The organism is Pandoraea sputorum (assembly GCF_000814845.2).
GTDB classification, from domain to species: domain Bacteria; phylum Pseudomonadota; class Gammaproteobacteria; order Burkholderiales; family Burkholderiaceae; genus Pandoraea; species Pandoraea sputorum.
Genome location: NZ_CP010431.2, coordinates 664,996 through 687,170 on the forward strand (window position 1 = coordinate 664,996; position 22,175 = coordinate 687,170).

At 59.9% G+C, this 22,175-nt stretch carries 18 protein-coding genes; 14 read left to right on the plus strand and 4 right to left on the minus strand.

Translation table 11 applies throughout. The features are described 5' to 3' along the window. The 9 genes from NA29_RS03050 to NA29_RS03090 all read left to right on the plus strand — a co-directional run bounded on the left by NA29_RS03050 (position 1) and on the right by NA29_RS03090 (position 13,115). Entirely contained in the window at positions 1-942 is a 942-nt protein-coding gene (locus tag NA29_RS03050; RefSeq protein ID WP_039395630.1) for a hypothetical protein, read from the plus strand. 57 nt (positions 943-999) lie between these two features. Further along, positions 1,000-2,193 (plus strand): AlbA family DNA-binding domain-containing protein, encoded by a 1,194-nt coding sequence (locus tag NA29_RS03055; protein WP_072633180.1) that lies wholly within the window; start codon positions 1,000-1,002, stop codon positions 2,191-2,193. A gap of 828 nt (positions 2,194-3,021) precedes the next feature. Further along, positions 3,022-4,278 (plus strand): tyrosine-type recombinase/integrase, encoded by a 1,257-nt coding sequence (locus tag NA29_RS03060; RefSeq protein ID WP_039395639.1) that lies wholly within the window; start codon positions 3,022-3,024, stop codon positions 4,276-4,278. Further along, the gene (locus NA29_RS03065; protein ID WP_039395642.1) at positions 4,262-5,797 is read left to right on the plus strand and encodes a site-specific integrase; all 1,536 of its coding nucleotides are present in this window, start codon (positions 4,262-4,264) and stop codon (positions 5,795-5,797) included. Before NA29_RS03060 ends, NA29_RS03065 begins: the two co-directional genes overlap by 17 nt. Beyond that, the gene (locus tag NA29_RS03070) at positions 5,794-7,809 is read left to right on the plus strand and encodes an integrase (RefSeq protein WP_039395645.1); all 2,016 of its coding nucleotides are present in this window, start codon (positions 5,794-5,796) and stop codon (positions 7,807-7,809) included. Before NA29_RS03065 ends, NA29_RS03070 begins: the two co-directional genes overlap by 4 nt. Then, entirely contained in the window at positions 7,806-8,282 is a 477-nt protein-coding gene (locus NA29_RS03075; RefSeq protein ID WP_072633181.1) for a hypothetical protein, read from the plus strand. Before NA29_RS03070 ends, NA29_RS03075 begins: the two co-directional genes overlap by 4 nt. A 411-nt stretch (positions 8,283-8,693) precedes the next feature. Continuing rightward, on the plus strand, positions 8,694-9,902 hold the full coding sequence (locus tag NA29_RS03080) for a glycosyltransferase (protein WP_072633182.1): 1,209 nt from the start codon (positions 8,694-8,696) through the stop codon (positions 9,900-9,902). Positions 9,903-9,912: 10 nt separating this feature from the next. Beyond that, complete coding sequence (locus NA29_RS03085) at positions 9,913-10,614, plus strand: polysaccharide deacetylase family protein (RefSeq protein ID WP_039395652.1); 702 nt, start codon at positions 9,913-9,915, stop codon at positions 10,612-10,614. A gap of 158 nt (positions 10,615-10,772) precedes the next feature. Continuing rightward, complete coding sequence (locus tag NA29_RS03090) at positions 10,773-13,115, plus strand: patatin-like phospholipase family protein (RefSeq protein WP_052252473.1); 2,343 nt, start codon at positions 10,773-10,775, stop codon at positions 13,113-13,115. A gap of 6 nt (positions 13,116-13,121) precedes the next feature. On the opposite strand, the gene NA29_RS03095 is transcribed toward NA29_RS03090, so the two are convergent. From NA29_RS03095 to NA29_RS03105, 3 genes are all read right to left on the minus strand, one after another. Continuing rightward, positions 13,122-14,261, minus strand: a complete 1,140-nt coding sequence (locus NA29_RS03095) for an ATP-binding protein (RefSeq protein ID WP_052252474.1) — start codon at positions 14,259-14,261, stop codon at positions 13,122-13,124. Positions 14,262-14,300: 39 nt separating this feature from the next. Next, positions 14,301-15,005 carry a response regulator gene (locus NA29_RS03100; RefSeq protein ID WP_039395655.1) on the minus strand — a complete coding sequence of 235 codons (705 nt, stop codon included), beginning with the start codon at positions 15,003-15,005 and terminating at the stop codon, positions 14,301-14,303. Positions 15,006-15,211: 206 nt separating this feature from the next. After that, complete coding sequence (locus tag NA29_RS03105) at positions 15,212-15,595, minus strand: DoxX family protein (protein WP_039395660.1); 384 nt, start codon at positions 15,593-15,595, stop codon at positions 15,212-15,214. A 301-nt stretch (positions 15,596-15,896) separates the two neighbouring features. On the opposite strand from NA29_RS03105, the gene NA29_RS03115 reads away from it, so the two are divergent. The 5 genes from NA29_RS03115 (at position 15,897) to NA29_RS03135 (ending at position 20,963) form a co-directional block, all read left to right on the plus strand. Beyond that, positions 15,897-16,601 carry a GntR family transcriptional regulator gene (locus tag NA29_RS03115; protein WP_072633183.1) on the plus strand — a complete coding sequence of 235 codons (705 nt, stop codon included), beginning with the start codon at positions 15,897-15,899 and terminating at the stop codon, positions 16,599-16,601. A 381-nt stretch (positions 16,602-16,982) separates the two neighbouring features. Beyond that, a complete protein-coding gene (locus tag NA29_RS03120; protein WP_039395666.1) occupies positions 16,983-18,050 on the plus strand; it encodes a TauD/TfdA family dioxygenase in 1,068 nt (355 codons plus the stop codon). 96 nt (positions 18,051-18,146) lie between these two features. Further along, positions 18,147-19,040 (plus strand): ABC transporter substrate-binding protein, encoded by an 894-nt coding sequence (locus tag NA29_RS03125; protein WP_052252476.1) that lies wholly within the window; start codon positions 18,147-18,149, stop codon positions 19,038-19,040. 26 nt (positions 19,041-19,066) lie between these two features. After that, entirely contained in the window at positions 19,067-20,206 is a 1,140-nt protein-coding gene (locus tag NA29_RS03130) for an amino acid ABC transporter permease (RefSeq protein ID WP_039395669.1), read from the plus strand. A gap of 13 nt (positions 20,207-20,219) precedes the next feature. Further along, positions 20,220-20,963 carry an amino acid ABC transporter ATP-binding protein gene (locus NA29_RS03135; RefSeq protein WP_039402185.1) on the plus strand — a complete coding sequence of 248 codons (744 nt, stop codon included), beginning with the start codon at positions 20,220-20,222 and terminating at the stop codon, positions 20,961-20,963. A gap of 69 nt (positions 20,964-21,032) precedes the next feature. On the opposite strand, the gene NA29_RS03140 is transcribed toward NA29_RS03135, so the two are convergent. Further along, entirely contained in the window at positions 21,033-22,052 is a 1,020-nt protein-coding gene (locus NA29_RS03140; RefSeq protein ID WP_039395672.1) for a LacI family DNA-binding transcriptional regulator, read from the minus strand. Between the last annotated feature and the right edge of the window lie 123 nt (positions 22,053-22,175).

Sequence of the window (22,175 nt, forward strand, 5' to 3'; positions counted from 1 at the left end):
ATGCTTACACTGACTTCGATTCAAGATGTTGAGAGTAAGCCGTCGAGCGACATCGACGTGCTCATTGTCGCCTGTGGCTATGAAGGTCGTGCAAGGGCTGCTGCCCAAGAGTTCCACACTACGGCGAAAAGCAAGCTGGCAATTGGATTTTCGTCGCAGCGCGAACTCGAGTATGAAGCGAACAAGGCTTGGTTCGAGAGCGCAGGTTTCGACTTGGTAGAGGTTGGTGACAACGAGTTTCGGGCTGCGCTCGAGCAGTATCTGTTGCCACGCGCTCAGGGAGATGGCGTACGGAAGGTGGAAGTCGATATTTCCTGTTTTAATCGCTTCCGGTTGGCACATTTGGTTGATGTGCTACGCACGTTATCCGCTTCCGAGGTCACGGTAATATTCCGCTACTCAATCGCGAAATTCACGCCGCCTGTGGAGGATACGGCACCTACGGTGTCGGTGGAGCCTGTGATTCCGCAATTCGCAGGGTGGACGACGAGGCCTGACCGTCCGCCGGCCGCTATCGTAGGCCTTGGCTACGAGCCAAATAAGGCCATCGGGATTGTGGACCATTTGGAAATTAACAATGCCACGTGGGCGTACTATCCTCTCGGACCTATCCCAGAATATTACCAGCGGGTTCTCGAGGGGAATCGGTCATTGCTCAACATCATCCAGGCCGACGGAAGGTGTCAGCCATATGACTTGGACGAACCAGCTCAGCTTTTTCATGAGATAAATTCGCTCGTCGATATGCTGAAGCCGCATTTCAACACCGTGTTGATTCCGTTCGGTCCCAAGCTTTTTGCTTTGGTAACGTTATTGGTTGCTAGCTTGAACGATGACGTGGGTGTTTGGAGGGTCAGCAGTGGTTCCCTCGAGGAGCCGGTGAACCGCGAGCCTTCTGGGCATATCGTTTCGGTGTCTGCTACGTTCCGCGATGCACCTTGAACTGGGGCATGTCAATCTCGTAGCAGTAGCTTATGCAGCTGACATACAAGGTGCAACATGCCGCTTCCATTCAAGCTCTTTGAGGCAAATCAAGCCGACCTTGAGCAACTTATTGCCGAACGGGCTCAGGAAGGCCCTCATTTAGACTTTAAGCGCGAGTTGCCCAGTGTATGGGATAACGGCGCAAGGCATGAGTTGCTTGCAGACGTCTCCGCTTTCGCGAACGCGGGGGGCGGAGACCTCGTCTATGGCATTGCGGAGAATGACCAAGGAGAAGCGGCTACGCTGGTTCCTGGCATCGAGAATCCTGATGAAACGGCGCGCCGACTAGCTGACTTCCTGTTGAATGGCGTCGAGCCTAGGATGCCAGGCGTGCAGGTACATCCCGTCCCAGTTGTCCTGGGAACTGGCAGCGGTCATGCCTTTGTCGTCCGAGTTCCACAGAGTTGGGCGGGACCACATCGAGTGAGAACGAACAACAAGTTCTATATTCGGGAGGGGAATCGCAAGCGTGAGCTCGACATCCCAGAAATCAGAGGGTTGTTCATTCGTTCGGATAGCCAAGCGCAGAGACTTCGAGACTTCCGCACCGAGCGCATTGGCAGAATTCTTAGTGGAAACGTTCCGTGCAAGCTCGTGACGGGTTCGGTCTGGATTCTACATTTGTTCCCTACCCAAGCAGTGCTCGGAGTTGGAAGCGTGGACCCGCTTCCATACCTCAATTTTGTCCGCCGTATACCTTGCCTCGGCGCGCAACATCCAGGAAGCCCACGCATCAACCTCGACGGCGCGCTCGGCTTCCGGAATCTGAACGAAGAAGGTGCGACGCATGGTTATACGCAGCTTTTCCGGGATGGTATTGTGGAAGCTGTATTTGTTGTCACTCCACGCGAGGGCGCAGGAAACCGGCGAATTCTCCATGGCGCGGGATTCGAACAACATGCGGCGGAGTTCCTAAGGCAAATCAGGCCCGAGCTGGAATATGCCGGATTTCATCCGGAGTGCTCAGTCATGATGTCGCTGCTTGAGGCTGACCAGGTTGAATTGGGGTTTAACAGGTTTAATTTCAGTGTGGACGCCACACAGGGGTATTTCGACCGTGCAACTGTCGTCCTGCCCGATGTGCTTGTGCTGGCGGAGGTAGACCCTTTCATCGGGCTCAGGCCGATGTTTGACCTCGTCTGGCAGGCTGCCGGGATGGCCGGCTCCGTGAACTTCAATGCCGAGGGACAGTGGCAACCACCCCGATGAGCACGCCTAATTTCACGTACATCAATGGGTGTATCGTCTTGCCAATGCTTGGTAGGGCGCTAGCTCGCGCATCGTATTCCGGGGCGTCTTGGCCCATTCGGAAATACTGCGTCTATCAGTGGCGGCACTTCTATGACTCGCGGCGTTAGCGGACCACTCGCAGTCTGCACTTAAAAAAGTACTTCAACGTATATCGAATATTAATTATTTCGCAAGAGTTAATTTAAAAGCTTAACTAAAATTGGTAGTGTTATTCGTATATCGCGTTTTATTTATTTGTGGGATTGATTATATTATTCTAGATTTTATTAAAAATACTCTTGAGTGATGGGTAAATATTTGTTAGATTTTACGTCAAATACCACGCTCGTTTTACTAACATTGCACTCGAAGATACCTGGGCTCCTAGTGGGCAGGGTCAACGCGCCTATTTGTGAGAGGGTACGTTGGCGAGGATGCGATGTTGTGTGTAATCGAAAGAATCAAGAGCGCGTGTGCTTCAAGGGGGGTTGACGGTCTCTATGGCCCGCATTCACCGTCCATTGTTTGGGACATCTCCGACCCTTCCGAGCGTCGTCCAATCGCAACGCCAAGACGACGCGCCCCTGGCTTGGCGCGCCAGCTTCACGGTTACGTCCGGCGTGAGTTGAGGGCAGTGCCGATTCGGTTTCGCAATACACGCTCACGCGAAGCCGTCTCCAAGTGCTCGGTTCCTTCTCTTTCTCCATCTGCGGGCCGCGACTCTCTGCCAATTTCAGCGGGGTTCCGCTTGTGCGCGCGCGCGCATCGTACGCACGCATGCACCGGCGAGCTTGAGGGAACTGCTGAATGACGAGCTTCGTCGCAAAGCGAATCCAGTTTCGGAACGGGGAGCGCCACTCAGTGCTGAGCAGACCCGGTAGCTTGCCAGTCCACGAGGTGACCCTGTACCTGGCGAAGTACAGGAAGCGCGGTCGAGCCGCCAACACAATTCATTCCGTGTGCCTAGTTTTGGCGATGCTGTATCGAGAGCTAGCCAAGGCGCGCATCGACTTGCTTCAGCGGCTGCGGCAAGGTCAGTTCTTGACGGTCCCCGAGCTCAATCGAATAGCCGATGTGGCTCAGTATCGCGTGGCCGACCTTTCCTATGAAGACGCGGACGAACGGAGTTCCGCGAACGTCATTAGTATCAAGCGAATCCGGATGCGCCGCAAAGCGGCGGTCAAGGGGCTCAAGGCGGTCGATGTGGCGACCCAAGCTTCCCGACTCAGGTACATAGCGGATTATCTGGAATTTCTGGCGACGTATATGAGCGCGACTCTGTCGGCGTCCCTGCGGAGGGAGTTAACGCTTGAAAGCGCCCACGCGCTCAAAGCGTTTCGTGCCCAGGTTCCCCAGGTTTCTATGTGGGCCAAGCTCGGTGCCCGGGAGGGGCTTTCAAAAGAGGACCAGGACCGACTCCTCAATGTGATTCGCCCGGACTCGCCTGACAACCCGTGGGAGCGCGGTTTCGTTCGCCAGCGGAACTGGCTGATTGTTGTGCTCTTACTCGCGACTGGCATGCGTCGCGGCGAACTCCTCGGTCTACAGATTCGAGACCTTGACCAACGCCTGCCTAAGCTGCGCATCGTCCGAAGGGCCGATGCAAGCGACGACCCCCGTCGCATTCAGCCAAACACCAAGACCAACGACCGCGAGGTGGAACTGCGGCCGGTAATCATGCGGGCCGTCTGGAGCTACATTAGCCAGTACAGAAAGAAAATCAAGGCCGCGCGCAAGTTCCCGCAACTCATCGTTGCCGATGATGGTCAGCCATTGTCGCTGAAGAGCATCGACAAGATATTTGTACAGCTTCGCGAAGCTTGCCCAGGCTTGCCTGTTACGTTGACGAGTCATGTGATGCGCCACACCTGGAATGAACGCTTCTCCGAGCTGGCTGAACTGTTGGGGCTGACGGATGCCGTCGAAGAGAAGGCCCGCAATGAACAGCAAGGGTGGGCGGATAACTCGAAGTCCGCTGCAACCTATACCCGCCGTTACGTTAGCCGTAAAGGACGAGACCTTTCCCTGAAACTACAAGAGCAACTTGATGTCCCAGAACACTGAACTGCGCTCGTCCACTGCTCTGGCCATCACTTTGCCCAAGCGTGTGTTTACGCGAAGCGGGAGCAGCTTTGACCCGAGGGAAGACCTCTGGGAGTGGGCCGATGGTCCGTTTAACGCGCGAATCGATTTTCGTCGTTACCGCGACGGCTTCGAAGCGTTAGTGCCGTCGCTCAAGCAAGCCCTCCTTCCCTTCGTTAAGGGGCACTCGTCTGGGCATGTCACGAACTTGCAGCAGGCATTTTCTCACTTCGTCGACGCCTTGAAGACGTGTCCGCAAGGGGCGTTTAGCGCACAACATATCGCTAACTATGCGGCCAAGCTGGGAACTCATGAAAAATGGCGACTTGGGACGCTCAACGGCCTGCTGCAGAAGTGGGTTGACCTGGGGCTGCCAGGTGTGGAGCCGGAGTGCGCCAAGTACCTTTTGGAGCGCCGGAAGCCCGGGAACAGAAAGGGCGACGCGGTCAGGACGCGGAATCCGGTCGAAGGACCTCTGAGCGAAGAGGAGTACACCGCATTGTATTCGGCGGTCAACGCTGCCTATGGGCGCGGAGAGCTTCCGCTATGGACTCTTCTGCTCACACGACTGCTATTAGCTTGCGGCGGGCGCATCTCTCAATACGCTTCGCTCAAGTTTGGCGACTTCGACTCCGAGACATTAGTGCTTAGCCTTCCGCAGGTCAAAACACGTAAACAACACGCGCGCACTATCCTGCTCCCGTTTTACATCAGCCCGCAAACGGGGCGGCTCGTAGCAGACTACATCAGTGGCTTACGGACTGAGGGCTACAACGACAATTCTGCGTTTTTTCCGCAAGACTTGGTCATGCCTCGCGGACCCCGCAAACAGCTTCGAGTCTTTGGGGACCCATTTTATGGGCACTGCACTCCTGAAACTCTGGGGAAGTGGTTTAGCGCTCTTATGATGGAAATCGCACCGCCTACTTCTCGGCTCGACTATGCGCCGATGCCTCTCACGTCTCGAAGGTTCCGGTACACATTTGGCACTCGGCTTGCGGAAGAGGGAGCAAGCGAAATGGTCATCGCCAATCGTCTGGGGCACGCGGACCTGCAGCACGTTGGAGTGTACGTCGCGGCCTCTCCGAAGATAGTGGATAGCATCGACAAGACGATGGGGTCACTGCTCGCACCGCTTGCTAGGTCGTTCAAGGGACGGGTAGTGGAAGATGAGAAGCATGCCACGCACGCGGGCGCTCCAGGCAGTCGCATCATTGACTTCCGGGTATCAAAAAATCCGGTGGGTAGTTGCGCAGCAAAGGGACGCAACTGCGCGTTTAACAAGCCGGTTGCCTGTTACGCATGCTTCCGGTTCGAGCCGTGGCTTGACGCTCCGCATGAGAAAGTGCTTGAGCGCTTGGAGTCCGAACGAGGAAATTGGTCCACCGATGACAGAGTGGCCGCCGTAAACGATGAGTCCATTCGGGCAGTTAAGGAGGTTATCGAGCTTTGCTCTCAGGTTTGGCAACAGAGAAACAGGACTGCGGAGGCGGTGTCGTGAACGCTCCAGTCCTCAACTTCACCCCCCAGGCCGAATTGGAACCCTTGGCCAACCTCGATGCCTTCGAGTCGCTCTGCAGGGACTCGGACGTGCTAGACGCCAAAAGGCAATTCGATAGGAACGTCTGGGATATTGGTTACCTGAAAGGGCGTAACGGGATGCATCGGGTGGCGTTCAGTACCTTGGAGGCGGCACGCCAGAACAAATCTGAGCCGAGTTTTCCCCATCCGTTCCTAAATTTTGCGAAAGCGGTGCTTATCTACCTTGAAGACAAGAGACCGCTGGTCAATCATGGCCAGCGCATTATGGCATTTCGATGTCTTGAAGCAGCGTTGCGGGAGTCAAGCAAGGGTTCGCGTCCGACGGCTGTCGACGAAAACGTGCTGGATAGCGCGGTAGAACTTGCGAAGCAAATGTTCGCCCCAGGTATCGCCTATCGGCTTGCAGGTCAACTTCGAATTATTGCTGAATTGATGTGCACAAAAGGGTTCATTCATCTTCGTCAACGCTGGACGCATGGCCTCAAAAAGCCCGAGGAGAGGAGTTCTCGCATTTCAGAGGAGGCGATGACCGCGCGCCAGGAAAAACTGCCCTCGGCCGCGGCACTCCGTGCACTCGGAGCTATCTTCTACGGGGCCATCGAACCTGTCGACGTTCTCGTTTCGAGTATCACCGGCCTGTTGCTTTGTGCCCCAGAGCGCATCAACGAAGTGCTTCGGCTTCGGCGAAACTGCCTTGTTGAGGGTGATGGAGAATATCGAGGGAGGCTGGGGCTGCGGTGGTCCGGTTCGAAGGGCGTCGAGAATACAACCAAATGGCTTCCCACGGAGATGGCGCCCATCGCGCGTAAGGCTGTTGAAAACATCATCGAGGTAACCGCGCCGGCTGCAAAGTTGGCGGCTTGGTACACGGCAAACCCTGGGAAGCTGTATCTGCACAAGGCAGCCGCGCATCTGAGGAACAAGAGCATCCTGACAGCGGAAGAACTTGGCCTCATCTTGTGGGGTGATGAGACGGCGATTGGTGCTGCCCACCTCTGGGCAAAAGAGACAAAAAAGCTGCCCAGCCATAAGCTCGGCGCACGCCGTGTTGGTTATCTGTTTGAGGATGTAGAGCGCGCGGTTCTTGCGATGCTACCCGCAACGTTTCCTTATGTACTAGGTGACTCCGAGCTTCTATGCCGTGAGTCTATGGCCCTCACTCGGACGAACGAAACGCATTCGGAGAATGCGACATACTGTTGCATGTTTAGCTGCGTGAGCTACGACACAGTCGTCAGTCGATTCGGGGCACCAAGTAGGCGTTTTCGGTCAATCTTCGAGCGTTTTGGCTATACCGAGGATGATGGTTCGCCCATCAAGCTCCGGAGTCATAGCCTTCGCCATTACCTGAATACGTTGGCACAGAGCGGGGGCTTGAGCAGTACCGAAATTGCCATCTTCTCCGGTCGAAAGGATGCGAGGCAGAACCGAGCCTACGACCATATGACCTCGGATGAGGTTCAGGCGCCTATCAGTCAGGCCCTGAAGAACGGGTTCACCTCGGAACTGGAACCGGTCTTCGGCGTAGGGCGTAATCTGGTGACACGCGGCGAGTTCGATGGCCTTGGACTGACCGCGGCACATACGACACAGTACGGCTGGTGCGCTCACGACTTCGCGAGCGAGCCGTGCCAGATGTACCGCGACTGCATTAACTGCGGGGAGCAGGAATGCATTAAGGGAAGCGAGCAGAAGGAAGCGAGCCTGCGGCTGCTGAAACGCGAGACTGAGTACCTGTTGAAGCAGGCACGGGAGGCGTTGAGCGAGGAAGAGTTCGGTGCTGATACATGGGTCAAGCACCAAACGGTGACGCTCGAACGAGTCGACGCGCTTCTGTCGATTCTGGAAGACCCTGCGGTACCCGTTGGGGCGCGAATTCGTTTGGATGTGAACGACGCTCCGCTCATCACAATGGATAACATTCATCCCGTCAGGTGTGCTCCAAATACGCGGCGAAAGGTGCTTGCATGAAAAAAAACCGAGCACCGGACTTAACCGACGAGCGCATTGCCGCAATAGTTGAGACGTTGGACGGGTGGATAGGCAAGCTCACCTGGGAGCTTTTGCTGGATGCAGTGGAAGCATCTACGGGTGACCGCTACTCTCGATTTACATTTGCCGAATATCCGCAGATTGCCAACGCATTCTCGCTCAGGAAGGACGTCTTGCGCGGTGCTTTGCCACGTGAACGAGGCGAGCCTCGAGACGAACGTGTCCGTGCGGCTCTCGCGCAGGCTGACCGCTACAAGGCCAAAGCCGAACGGCTGGAAGCGGAGAACCAACTTTTGACAGAGCAGTTCGTGACGTGGGCGATTAACGCCGAGCGAAAGGGCGTGACGATAGACATGTTGAATGCGCCGCTCCCGAAGCCGGAACGCGACCGTTCGAAAGGGCCAAGTGATGGGAAGCGGACAACAGGTCGGCATTCTCGCGCTCCCAACTAGGCCATATCGCAGCGCTCTTCGCCGAAGCGCGCATCGACCTCCTACCCACAAACAGGGGGTAAGGTGCCGATTTCAATGATATTTGCGCCGGTCTCGGCGCGTTACCAACAATCGTGCGTGACGCAAACCTCGTACAGGACCGCACTCACTCAAATACAAGCCGTTACCAACACTTTTTAGTGGGTATAACCCTTCTAAGTCCACGCGACCGGGGGAGATCTCGCCCGTCGACAAAACCCGGCAAGCGTTGCGCTGCCGGGTTTTTTTGCGTCTATGCGTACGCATGTCCGCACGGCCATACGCCCACGCCGGTGAACTCAGCGACAAAACGAAACAAAACTCATTGAGTCTCGACACCGTCCCGACCCGGGTCTCTCTACCATTCGCGGAGACACCATCGGGTCGGAACGCATGAAGATTCTTTATACAAACTTTCACGTCGGCTGCGGCGGCGGGCAGGACACCTACGTCCGGGAACTCGCGCTCGCCATGAGCCGCGACCATGAGATCACCGTCGCTACACCCCCCGGTAGCTGGCTCGGTGAGCAGATCAAACGACTGCCGCGCATCACATCGGTCGACATCGATTTCAAACCGCGCTGGTATCGCTTCTGGCAAGAGACGCTGCGCCTGCGTCGGCTGATTCGCGAGCACCGCTTCGATGTCGTGCACGTCAACGGTTCTCCCGATCATCGTCAGGTCATGCTCGCCGTCGCCGGACTGACGGTGCGCCCGGAAATCGTCTTCACCAAGCACAACACCTATCCTGCGAACTCGTTCGGCAACTGGTTGCGCGCGAGCTTCGGCACAACCCGGACCATCGCCGTGAGCGACTACGTACGCACGATGCTCCGACGCGAGTCGTCCTATCCGAACATCGTGGTGATCAAGCACGGCGTGCGTTCGCCGGGTTCAGCGCCGCTCAATGAGGAGGAACGCCTGCGCCGTCGCTCGGCCCTGCTCGGTGCAAGCGCCGACGACAGCATCGTGCTCGGCAGCGCAGCGGGCACCGGCGCGGCGAAGGGATGGGCCGACCTCGTCGTGGCGCTCACGCTGCTGCCCGAAGCGACACGTCGACGTTTTCGCGTCTGGCTCGCGGGTACCGAGCCGAGCATCGAGCAGCGCGCGATGGTCGAGGCGTGCGGTCTCGATGCGCAGATTCTCTTCACCGGGCCGATCAACCACGTCCACCATCTGCTCGCGGCGACCGATGTCGCGTTCGTCCTCTCCTATCACGAGAGCCTGTCGTACGCGTGCCGCGAGGCGATGGCCGCCGGCTGTGCCAGCCTGGTGACGAAGGTCGGCGGATTGCCGGAAAACGTCACCCCGTGGGTAGACGGCTGGATTGTGCCGCCGCGCGATCCGCAAGCCATCGCCAACGTGCTGATGCACATTGCCGACAAACCGGAGCGAACCCGACACATGGGGCACATGGCACGGATGAAGGGACGGACCGAATTCGATTTCGACGATTTCGTCGGCGCGACCTACGGCGTGTATCTGGACGCCACCGCCGCGCGCGTCACGTCGCAACACCCGACGCGCGCGAATCTCTCGATGCGTCAGTGGCTGCGCATTGCACTGCGTCGTGAGAGACGCAATCAGAAGCGAGCCGCCTGAGGCCCCCGCCATGTCGGTTCCGATTCTGATGTATCACCAGATTTGCGCCGTGCCGCCGCACGACAATCCGCTGCGGGGGCTGTGCGTCGACCCCGATACGTTTGCGTCGCAGATGGCCTGGCTTCGCCGCTTCGGCTATCAGGGCCTGAGCATGTGCGAGCTTCAGTTGTATCTTCGTGCGCCGGGACGCGCCAAAGTGTTCGGCATCACGTTCGATGACGGCTTTCAGAACGTCTTCGATCACGCGATGCCGGTGCTCGATTCGGTGGGCTTCACGGCGACCTGCTATTTCGTGGCGGATCATTTGGGCGGGACCAATCACTGGGACGCCCATCTCGCCCCGTCCCCCGCGCCGCTCATGGACCGCGACCGGCTCCTGACGTGGATGCGTCGCGGGCACGAGGTCGGTGCGCACACGCTCAATCACGTATCGCTGCCGGATCTGGCGCTGGACGATGCCGCCGCAGAAATCGTCGGCGCCAAGCACCAACTCGAATCGATTTGCGGGACGAACATCGAGGCGTTTTGCTACCCGTACGGCAACGTCACCCGACACGTGCGCGACATCGTCGAGCGCGCCGGGTATCGCAACGCCACCACCACTCGACGTGGTCGGGTCGACCGTGACGACGATCCCTTCCTGCTGCCCCGTCTGGCCGTTGCGCCGGATGTCGGACCCTTCCGCCTGCTGTTCAAATGTCTGGCGAGCTAATTCGCCTCGCATCGCTCCCGAATCGAATCGGCCGTGAGGCCACCTTTCTGAATCTTTACCGTCTGACAGACGCTCCGCGCACAATTCGTGGGATCGGGTCCATTAGGGGAAACGGAAAGCGGGTATTCTTGCGTTTTTCCTAAATCTCTCCGTAAGCCATGAGCCGTTTCCCCAAACTTCATCTGCGCGACGGGGACGGTTTTCGTTGGCTCGGCGCGTGCCTGCTGCTCGGTGGGTTGTTCGTCCTGCTCACCCCGGCGGCGCGGGCTGCAACGTCCACGGCGCCCGCGACACCCGAGACGATCTGTCGCGTCGAGGGCGGCGATTCGGGCCGTCCGTCGGTCGGGCTGGTGCTTTCCGGTGGCGGCGCGCGAGGCTACGCGCACCTCGGCGTGCTCAAAGTGCTCGAAGACAATCGCATTCCGGTGGACTGCGTTGCGGCAACGAGCATGGGCGCAGTCGTCGGCGGCTTATACGCGAGCGGCCTGAGTGCGTCCGATATGCGCGCCCGGCTTGAGCACGTGAACCTCGCGGACGTTGCGTTCGACGTCACCGATCGCAGCGATCTTCCGCAGTCGCAGCGCGAAGACGAACGCTACTACGTCGACAGCTTCTCCCTCGGCTTCGGTCGCAACGGCTTCCAGCTGCCCTCGGGGCTGGTGCATGGCAACCGGCTTCAGGCCCTGTTGCAGGAGTGGACGCCTAACATCGGCGGTTCAGTATCGTTCGACAAGCTTCCCGTGCCTTTTCGCGCGATTGCTGCCGACTTGCAGACCGGTCAGATGGTTGTGCTCGATCGCGGCTCGTTGCCGCAGGCTATTCGCGCGAGCATGGCGCTGCCCGGTCTCTTCTCGCCGGTGGATGTCAATGGCCGTACGCTGGTCGACGGCGGCATCGTCAGCAACCTGCCGATCGAGACGGCGCGCTCGATGGGGGCGGATGTCGTGATTGCCGTGGACATCGGCTCACCGTTGCGTCCGCTGAACGCGCTGTCGTCGCCAGCGGACGTGTTCCAGCAAATGGTCGGCATTCTGATTCGCCAGAACGTGGCTCGCCAGCGCGAGCAGCTTCGCGCAACCGACGTGCTGATTCAGCCGGATCTCGGCCGTCTGACATTCACCGACTTCGAGAACGCCCCACAAGCCATCGCCGCTGGCGAAGCCGCTGCACGGGCCGCGCTGCCACAGCTTCAGCGGCTCGCGCTGAGTCCGGACCAATACGCCGCGTGGCGTGCCGCGCACGGCAAGACAGCGGCGCAAGCGGTACGCATCACGAAGGTCGAGATCAACTCGCGCGGGGTGGTGCCTGCGAAGCGCATACGGGCGGCGCTGCATGTGAAGGAGGGCGACGTCTACGACCCGGCAGCAGTCAACAAAGACCTGCTCGCCCTGGTCAACGAAGACGATTTCGAGAGCGTCACGCAGCAAATGGTAGAAGAGAACGGCGAGCACAAACTCGTCATCACGGCGCAGGAAAAGCGCTGGGGGCCGAACTTCCTGCTGTTCGGCCTCGGCTTGTCGGCGACGTCGAAGGAGGAGGGAAGCTTCCGTCTGCACCTCGGCTACCGCCGCCCGTGGCTGACGAGCAGCGGTCTCGAAGCCCGTGCCGACGCCACACTCGGCAGCGACGTCCTCGCGTTTCACGGCGAGTTGCGTCAACCGTTCGCGAACCCGTGGGGGGCTTACATCGCGCCGTATGTGGAGATTCAGCGCCGTCACGCCAACGTATACGACGAGTCGGGCGATATCAGACTCACGCGGTATCGACTCACCACGGAGCGTGCCGGTGTCGACATTGGCTTCCCGATATCGACGTTGGGTGATTTCCGTGTCGGTCTGGCGTATGCGCACGGCACGGCGGTGCCGCAATACAACCTGCCGATCGGTGGCGATGACGACGATGCACAGCCGACGCAGCAACTGCTCTTCCCCGACATTTACGGACGCCAGTTGAGCGCCCGCGCAAAGCTGGTGATCGACCAGCTCGACGATCCGCAATTCGCACGTCGAGGTTATTTCACGGAGTTGCGCGCAGAGCGATCGTTGTTCGCGGGCACCAACAGTTATACCGAGGTGTACGGCAAGGGAATGGTGGCGATGAGCTATGGGCGGCACAGCGTAAGCGCCACGGTGGAGGCAGGCAACAACTTCGGCGGCACGAACGTGACGAACCCACTCGGCTTTACGCTCGGCGGCTTCCAGCACTTGTCCGCATACGCCGCGGATCAATTGGCAGGCAATTCCATGATGTACGGGAACATCACGTACATGAACCGGATTGCGTCGTTCAGCGCCTCGCCGATCCGGCGTCTGTTCGTCGGCGTGAGCCTGGAGGCGGGCAACGTCTGGTCCGTGGACGATTCGTTCGGGAGCGGTACGCTCAAGCGCAGCGTCACGGTCTTCTCCGCGCTCACTACGTCGTTCGGTCCGATTTACTTCGGTGTGGCCTTCGCGCCGGGCGGACGTAACAACATCTACTTCCAGTTGGGACGTACGTACTGAGTTGACTTAAGACGTCACCGAGGGAGCGCCGGTGGCGGGGATTGCAGGCCAACTGATTTCGAAGCGCGCCCCGCCGAGGGTGACGGGATCGGTGGCGGCAACATTACCGTTATGTGCCTGCATGACCTGCTGCGTGATGGCGAGACCCAGTCCGTAGCCCCCCGTGCGGCGGTCGAGTCGCACGAACGCATCGAAGATCCGTTTGCGGTCGTCCGGCGCAATGCCGGGGCCGTCGTCTTCCACGTAGATACCGATATTCCCGTGGCGTAACTGCATCCCCACAACGATGCGCGAGCGCGCATACCGGCTCGCATTGCGCAGCAGATTACGCATGGCGTACGCCATCAGCCGCTTGTCCATGACGACCTGATACGACGGCGCGAGATTGCATTCCAGCGTGATGTCCCGTTCGGCGTAGAGCAGGGAAGCGTCGCGTACCTGATTCGCAAACCAGTGCGCAACGGACGTGGCCTCAAGATTCGACTGAAGTGAGCTGTACTCCAGCCGCGCGAAAGTCAGACTCATGTCGATGAGTTCGTCGAGTTCGGTCACGTCCAGATCGATGCTCGCCAGCGCTTGCTGACACGCGTCGGCAGACGACGTCGGGTCGCGCAATATTTCCAGCGCAAAACGCAGACGCGCGAGCGGTGTGCGCAGTTCGTGCGAGATGCCGTTAGTCAGATCGCGCTGTGTGGCGATCAGCTTCTCCATGCGTTCGGCGAGCGCGTTGAGCGTGCGCGCCAGCGGGCCGATGATAACGCTGTACGACTCCTTCGCGCGCGTGTGAAAGCGGCCGCCGCTGAAGTCGATGGCACGCTCGCGCACCATCACGAGATCGACCCAGACCGGGCGCATCCACCGATACGCGACGATGGCAGGCAACAGCAGCGTGCTCAGTATCACGGGCACGAGAAAGTGTGCCGTCCCCAGACTCGTGCGCCACGCACTGTCCGGCACGTTGAACACGATGAAGAGCGCCGGGACGACGAGCACCAGCAGACAAAGCCCGAGCAGGTTCGTGTAAGTACGCACGAAAAGCCGCGACCAACTGGGACGCCGGTCGGCGCGGGTGTCCGTCCATGAACGGCGAAATCGCTGCCACCGCAGCCGGCAGTATCGATAGGGCTGGAAAGGGTTGGCGGGCATGATATGCGCCGGGCTGGCCGGTCGTGAGGTCGTGCCGGGTCAGTCCCAGCAGGATTTGTTGAGTTGATACCCCTTGCCGCGCACCGTCAGAATGCACTGCGGTGCGGAAGGGTCGTCGTTGAGCTTGCGTCGCAGCTTGTAGATGCCGCCGTCCACCGAGCGGTCGATGCCGTCGAACTCCACGCCGCGCAAGTGACGCACCAGTGCGTCGCGCGTCACTACTTCACCTGCCGAGCAGGCCAGCGCCCAAAGCAGATCGAATTCGGCGGACGTCAGGTCGGGCTGCTTGCCGTTCGGCAGCGTGACGGACCGGGTGCCCCGGTCGATGCGGCACCGGCCGAGCGTGATGCTCTCGGGCGAGTTGCTGGCGGGAATCAGATGCTCGTTGCGACGCAGTTGCGCTTTGATACGAGCAAGCAGCACACGCGGCTCCACCGGCTTGTGGACGTAATCGTCGGCACCCAGTTCCAGCCCCAGCACTTCGTCGAATTCCTCGTCGCGCGCCGTCACCATGATGACGATGCCGCGATACTGCGCGCGCGCTTCACGACAGATCTCGAAGCCGTCCTTACCGGGCAGATTGACGTCGAGAATCACCAGATCGGGGCGGCGGCGAAGGATCGTTTGCACGGCGCGTGCACCGTCGAGCACGCATTCGACCTGATAGCCGTGCTTCTGAAGGTAGCCGCAAACCAGGGCGGACAGACGGGCGTCGTCTTCAACGAGGAGGATGCGGGCGGACATGTGAATGCTGAAGGGAGATGGCGCGAGTGTAACGATTTCTGTCGCGCTGGTATTGCCTGGCGACAAAACTCGACAATTCTCCAACGTCGCTGCGTTGTGTTTTCGGTGTTTGCTTAATAAAAAACACCCCGAGGGCCGTAAGCCTCTCGGGGTGTTCTCCGGGCGAGTGCCCGAGCGACGCGCCCGACAACGCCTGGCCGAAGGTTTTACGCCTTCGACGACGTATCCGGTTGTGCGACCAGCAGAAGGAAGCCACCGGCAATCGCGATGTTCTTGAAGAAGTTATTCAGTTGACCACTGAATTGCGCGGGGTCGGCGGCCCAGAACTTATGGCCGATGAGGGCCGTTGCGACGGTGTAGATCGCGAGCAGCAGCGCGAGCGGCTTGAGACGCCAGCCCAGAATCAGCGCGATGGCGCCACCGGCTTCGATCAGGATGACCAGCGCGGTCACGACTTCCGCAAAGGGCAGACCGATGGCGGCGAAATAGCCGACGGTCGCTTTGAAGGCTAAGATCTTGCGAACCCCGGCGATCAGGAACAGGGCCGACATCAGCACCCGTGCGAACCACTGAATGTTGAAACGATGCATGGTGATTGTTTTCATCCAAAAGCGAATTTCATTCGACAAAGACGTCGGCATTGCGGCGTTCCTGCGTGATGTGACGTCGCAGGTCGCGCTCATCATATCGATGCGATACGCGGCACGAAACACCTGCCCGGGTAACTTAAAGTTGCACGGGCAGAACAATCGGCATGAAACCTTTGCGTAGATAGGCGATAGCCTGAAGTCCGAGAAATGCTCAACCGTGCGATGACATCGAAACGTATACGGAAACGGGAGTTTGTATAATCGATGCGTTTTCCATTTCGGCCTCGACAGGTTCTGCGCTGTGACCAAATCCTCACGCGACGACGCGACCGGCAACCTCGCCGCCACCGCCACGCTCGATGAAGCTTCGCTCTCGACGGCGGACCGGGCTTACGACGCGATTCGTCGTCAGATCGTGTCGGGCGAATTGCCGGAGGGCGCACCGATTCGTCAGGACGAGATCGCGGCGCAAATGGGCGTGAGCAAGATTCCGGTGCGTGAGGCACTGATGCGTCTGCAATCCGAGGGATGGGTGTCGCTCAAGCGTCATTCGGGCGCGATCGTCTCGCCGCTCACGGTGAACGATTGCGTCGAGATGCTCGACATGCGCATCGCACTCGAATGCCGTGCGCTTGAGATTGCGGTGCCGAATATGGCGCCGAGCGATCTCGCGCTGGCCGAACAATTGCTCAAGCGCTATGCGAAGGCCGACACACCGCAATCATGGAGTGATCTGAATCTCGCGTTCCATCAGGCACTTTACGCACCGGCGAATCGCCCGCGTCTCGTCGCCACAGCGCAGGCCGCGCAAGAGCGCATGGGACGTTTTCTGCGCGCGCACCTCTCGGCCGTCAACGACCACCAGCGCTCGACCGACGAACACATCGCCATCCATCAGGCCTGCGCTGCGGGCGACACGAAAACCGCTGTGCGTCTGCTGCGCAAGCATCTGGAGCAAACGCAACGCGAAGTCATGGCGTATTTCCGGCTCAACGGGAAGGCTTAAGCATCCCCTATTTTTCCTTGTCGGTCGTCTTCGCGCGCCCAAAATCGTATACGAAAATAATAAATGATATACGGACAGGATTTTGTTCGCGTATAGTCCATGTGACCGGGGTATTGCGTACCCGGCTGTTCGGGCAGTCCCGCGCGGGGCTATGAGCCCGAAATTTGTCTCGTCTGTCGTCTGCCAGAGAGGCGCTGCGCGCGCCCGCACTGCGATGTAGAGCGCACCCAGGACACCTGGACGCTGTGTTGTTTTCCAGCGCTAGGACTTTCCCTGATCCGACGCAACCCCTGATTGCCGGAATCGAAAAGCTGGGTGTAATGTCTTTACATGTATATACAACGTAGGACGAACTACTCATTACATCTATCAGGAGGTTTCATGTCCGAGTCGAAGAGTCTTCAGGGCGCTGCCGTCTGGCGCGGTGCCGAAATGGTGAACAACGACCGTTGGGTCAAAACGTTCCCGGCACACGTGCTCGATCAGATCGATGCCGCACTGGCGCAAACGCACAACGTGGACTGGCGCGACATCAATCGTCAGAACTTCCCGCTGCCCGATGCGGGTGCGTTCTTCGACGACGTTCGTGAAGAACTCGAAAACGGCTCCGGCATGGTTAAGATTCGCGGTCTCGACGTCAGCCGCTACGACGCCGAACAACTGCGTCGCATCTGGTACGCGCTGGGGGCACACCTCGGCACGCCGATGTTCCAGAACTGCCGTGGCGAAGTCATGCGCGAGATCAAGGACGAAGGCATGGGCGTCGGAGCGAAGCTCTACGGCGCGACCGTCGACAGCGCGGGCAAGCAATTTCTCTCCTCCGGCGCACGTACGCTCTCGCCGGGACAACTGCGCTTTCACACGGACCGCTGCGACGTGGTCGGTTTGCTGTGCGTGCGTCAGGCATCGGAAGGCGGTGTGAGCAAGCTGGCGAGCAGCGCTACCGTTTACAACGAGATGCTCAAGCGCCGTCCGGATCTGCACGCGCTGCTGTGCAAGGCGATTCCGCGCAGCCGTTTCGGTGAAGAAGCCGGTGGTGAACACATCGCTTACGACCTGCCGATTTTCGGCGTGCGAGACGGCAAGCTGACGAGCCACTTCTCGCTCACCTATATTGAGAACGCCCAGATGCTGCCGGGCGTGCGCAAGCTCAGCGATGCCGAGCACGAAGCCATTCAGATGCTCATGGCGCTGGCTGAAGAAGAGTGCTTCCAGATGCGCTTCGCGCCGGGCGACATTCAGTTGCTGAACAACCACATCGTGTATCACGGCCGCACGGCTTTCGTCGACGATGTGCAGACCGGTCAGGACCGCATGCTCATGCGCCTGTGGCTGTCGATGCCCAATTCCCGTGCCTTGCCCGACGATCACGCCGTTCTCTGGGGCGATGTCGCGTCTGGCAAGCCGCATGGCGGCATCGCTCAACCGGCTGCGGCATTGCCCGCATAACGTAATGAAGTACTGAAGTACTCAAGTACTAAAACACTGAAGCCCCCGCGCTCGCGCCCCGAATCACAGACCAAAGACGCAAGGAGAGACCCCCTCATGAATCCGATCGAACAGCAGGACAACACCCGCGCAACCCGCAAGTCGACTCATCTGCGCTCGCTGCTCATTCCGCTCGTGCTGGGCGGCCTCTCCCTCGTGTCGACGGCAGCCTCCGCAGCGCCTGACTTCGGCAATTGCCAGGTCACCGGCACGCGCGGCTCGATCAAACTCGAAACGGTCACGCCGGGCGCATTGTCGGTGCGTCCCGTGCTGCCTGCACCGGGCTGGTGGAACGGCGATTCGCCCGACACCATCAAGGACGGCTTCGAGTACTGTATGGCCGCCAACATGGCCTATCGCGCCGGTCTGGATCGCGTGATCGTCGTCAACCGTTCGTTCGCGCAAGTCGTGACGGGGCAGGCCAAGGGCTTCGATATCGCGCTGAGCGAAATCACCATCACCGACGAGCGCAAGAAGGTCGTCAACTTCACCGATCCGTACTTCAGCTCGGATCAGGGCATTCTCGTGAAGACGGGCACCAAGGTCGACAAGGACAGCATCAAGAAGATGCGTCTGGGCGTGAAGCAGGGCACCACGATCCTGCCGTATCTGACGGATAAGGTGAAGGTCGCCGAGCACCCGAAGGTCTACACCGACGCCGCTGCCATGTACGCCGCACTGGCCGCCGGTCAGGTCGACGCCGTGCTCTACGACACGCCGAACGTGCTGTCCATCGCAAAGAAGTCCGAAGGCCGCTTCGAAGTCGTCGGCCGCTATGACACGAGCGAACAGTGGGGCGGTCTCGTCAACAAGGATTCGCCGAATCTGGCCGCGTTCAACAAGCTGATCGCCGAGATGAAGAAGGACGGCACGTTCGACCGTCTGGCCACGCAATACCTCGTGCCGAGCCTCGGTGCCGATCCCGCCAAGCTGCCGATCCTGACGCCGTGAGGTCGGGGAGACCCGAGTCAATCCATATGAGCGAATCCACTCAAAAGGCCCCGGGGTCCATCCTCGGTGGCATGGGCCGGGAGCGCCGTCTGAACGTGGGCGGCACCCCGTCCGCACCGACGGTGCTGTGCCTGTGCGCATTGCTTGGGGCGGCGATTGCCGTCGCCGGCGGCGTCTACACGATCGGTGCCCTGCGTGAAGGGCTGATGGCCAATCAACTGGGCGGGTGGTGGGTGCCCGTCGGTACGGTTCTGCTCGGGCTGGCCTCGTTGCTCGTGCTCATTCCGCTGGTGCGTGCGTTTGCGCGTTACCAGGACTTTCGGCGCGCCACGTCGCGTCGCGACATCGTCGCTGCGCGCGTGGCGAAGTCCGAAGCCGGGGTGCAATGCTGGATCACGCTGGGCTACACGCTCGCGCAACTGATCGTCGTGCTCGCGTTGCAGTTCGTGCTGGCGAACGATCTTGCGGTGGCGAAGACGTTCTTCCTCGTCCCGCTCATCGTCAAGACGTTCCCGCTCGTACTCGAAGCCTTCTGGGTGAACGTGAAGATCTTCCTGATCGCAGAAGTCTTCGTGCTGATCTGGGGCCTGGTCGTCGCACTCGCCATGTTCGCACCGGGCAATGCCGGCAAGCCGCTGCGGTTCATCGCCACGGCTTACGTCGACATCTTCCGCGCGATGCCTGCCGTGCTGGTGATCTATCTGGTCGGCTTCGGCCTGCCGCTCACGGGCGTGCCGATCCTCAAGGACCTGTCGCTCACCACCTACGTCGTGATCGCGTTGACGCTGACCGTCGGCGCGTACGTGGCGGAGATCTATCGCGCCGGTATTCAGGGCGTGCACTGGTCGCAGGTGGCGGCGGCGCGCTCGCTGGGCCTGTCGTACACGCAGACGTTGCGCTTCGTGGTGTTGCCGCAGGGTATCCGGCAGATCATTCCGCCGCTGCTCAATGCCTTCATCGCGTTGCAGAAGGACACGGCGCTCGTGAACGTCGTCGGGGTGATCGACGCCTTCAACCAGTCGATGGTGATCGCGTCGAACCACTACAACCTGTCGGCGGCAACGACCGTCGCCATCCTGTTCATCATCATCTCGGTTCCGCAAGTGCGCTTCGTGGAACGGATGGCCAAACGCGACCGCGCCCGCATGCGTGCCGGCGGTGCCTGAGGAGCGAACGACCATGTCATTCATCGAGATTCGCGACATTGCCAAGTCGTACGGCGACGTGTCGGTCATCAACGGTCTGGCGATGACGGTGGAGGAGCATCAGGTGGTGTGCCTGATCGGTCCGTCCGGCTCCGGTAAGTCGACGTTGCTGCGTTGTATCAACGGTCTGGAGTCCATCGACGCAGGCGAGATCCTCGTGCACGGCGACCGCATTACCGGCCCCGGCGTGGACGTCAATTCGCTGCGCCGGGACATCGGCATCGTGTTCCAGGGCTACAACCTGTTCCCGCACATGACAGTGCTGGAGAACGTTACGCTCGCGCCGATTCGTGTGCTCAAGCAGCCCAAACGCGAAGCGGAGGAACGTGCAATGGCGTTGCTGGAGCGCTTCAGTCTGGCGCATAAGGCGAACGAGTATCCGGACCGCATGTCGGGCGGTCAGCAACAGCGCGTGGCTATCGTGCGTGCGCTGGCGATGGACCCGATGGTGTTGTTGCTCGACGAAATCACGTCGGCGCTCGACCCGGAGCTGGTGTCCGAAGTGCTCAACATCGTGCGCGATCTGGCGCACGAGGGCATGACGATGCTGCTCGCCACGCACGAGATGGGCTTCGCACGCGAAGTGGCGTCGAAGGTTTGCTTCCTGTGCGACGGCGCCGTATGCGAGGAGGGACCGCCGGAGCAGATTTTCGGCGACCCGCAGCAGGAGCGCACGCGGGCTTTCCTGCGAAGCATCCGGCAAGCCAAGCGTCTGTAGCAGACACCCCCTCGCGCCTCACGGTTGGAGGGGGTTTTTCTTTGTCGCGTCGTTTTCTGCGCGCGTCGCTCAGGCGATGCAGGGACCGGTCGAATCCCGCATGATCACCCGCGTTTGCACGGTGCTGAGCGTCGTCGGTTGCCCGGCGCGCTTGCGCAGGAAGGTATCGACGGCCGACTCGCCGAGCGCTTGTGTGGGAATGGCGACGGTGGTCAGCGGCGGCTCCAGCAGCGACGCAAGTTCGATGTCACCGATGCCCACAACCGACACAGATTCTCCGATCTTCAGCCCGCAACGCGTGGCGGCGCGATAGACAAGCGGCGCGAGCAGGTCGTCGTCGCACACGAACGCCGTCGGGCGCTGGGGTTGCGAGAGCAACGCTTCGATGGCCGACGACGAGGTGGCGCCGAACGGCAATTCGATCTCCAGGCGGGCGTCGTACGTCAGCCCATGCGCCTGCAAACCCTCCCGATACGCCCGTGAGCGTACGCGAAACGTGTTGGCTTCCAGATCGAAGCCGACCCGCGCAATGCGCGAATGTCCAAGCGATGCGAGGTGATCGACCATCTCTCGCACAATCACGTCCGAAGCGATGAAGACGTCGGCATCGGCAGACGAGTCGCCGTCGACCACGACCACGGACGTCGGCATGATTTCCAGCGCCCGCGCCGTCCACGACGCCTCCCAGAAGATCATGCCGTCGAAGGCGTGCGCATCGAGGCTGAGGAGCAGACGCTCCGGGTCGTTCCCGTACTCGCCGGTGTTGATGAGCACCGTGGCGTAACCATTGGCCGCAGCACTCCCGATGACCGACTTCAGCACAGACGCGAAGTAGGGGTTCGAGACATTCGGCACGCCCAGCGCGAGCAGCTTCTGCGTGCCGAGCTTCAGACCGCGCGCCGAGGAGTTCGGCCGGTAGCTCAGCGTCTGGGCGGCTTGAAGAATCTGTTCGCGCCGCTCGGGCGTAACGCGCCCCTCGGCCTTGCCACCGAACACCAGCGACACCGTGGATTGGGACACACCGGCCAGACGCGCGACATCGCGGCTCGTCGGACGCGCAGCCGCAGGACTTTTCTTCTTATTGCTCATTGCGCTCATTCACGCGTTGAATCGTAAAAAATTCGAGTTTAGTGGTTAAAATCCGTCAGTCATACGTATGACGCGATCCGAAATGCTTACTTCGACGCATTCGCAGTGGAATGGGAAACAGTA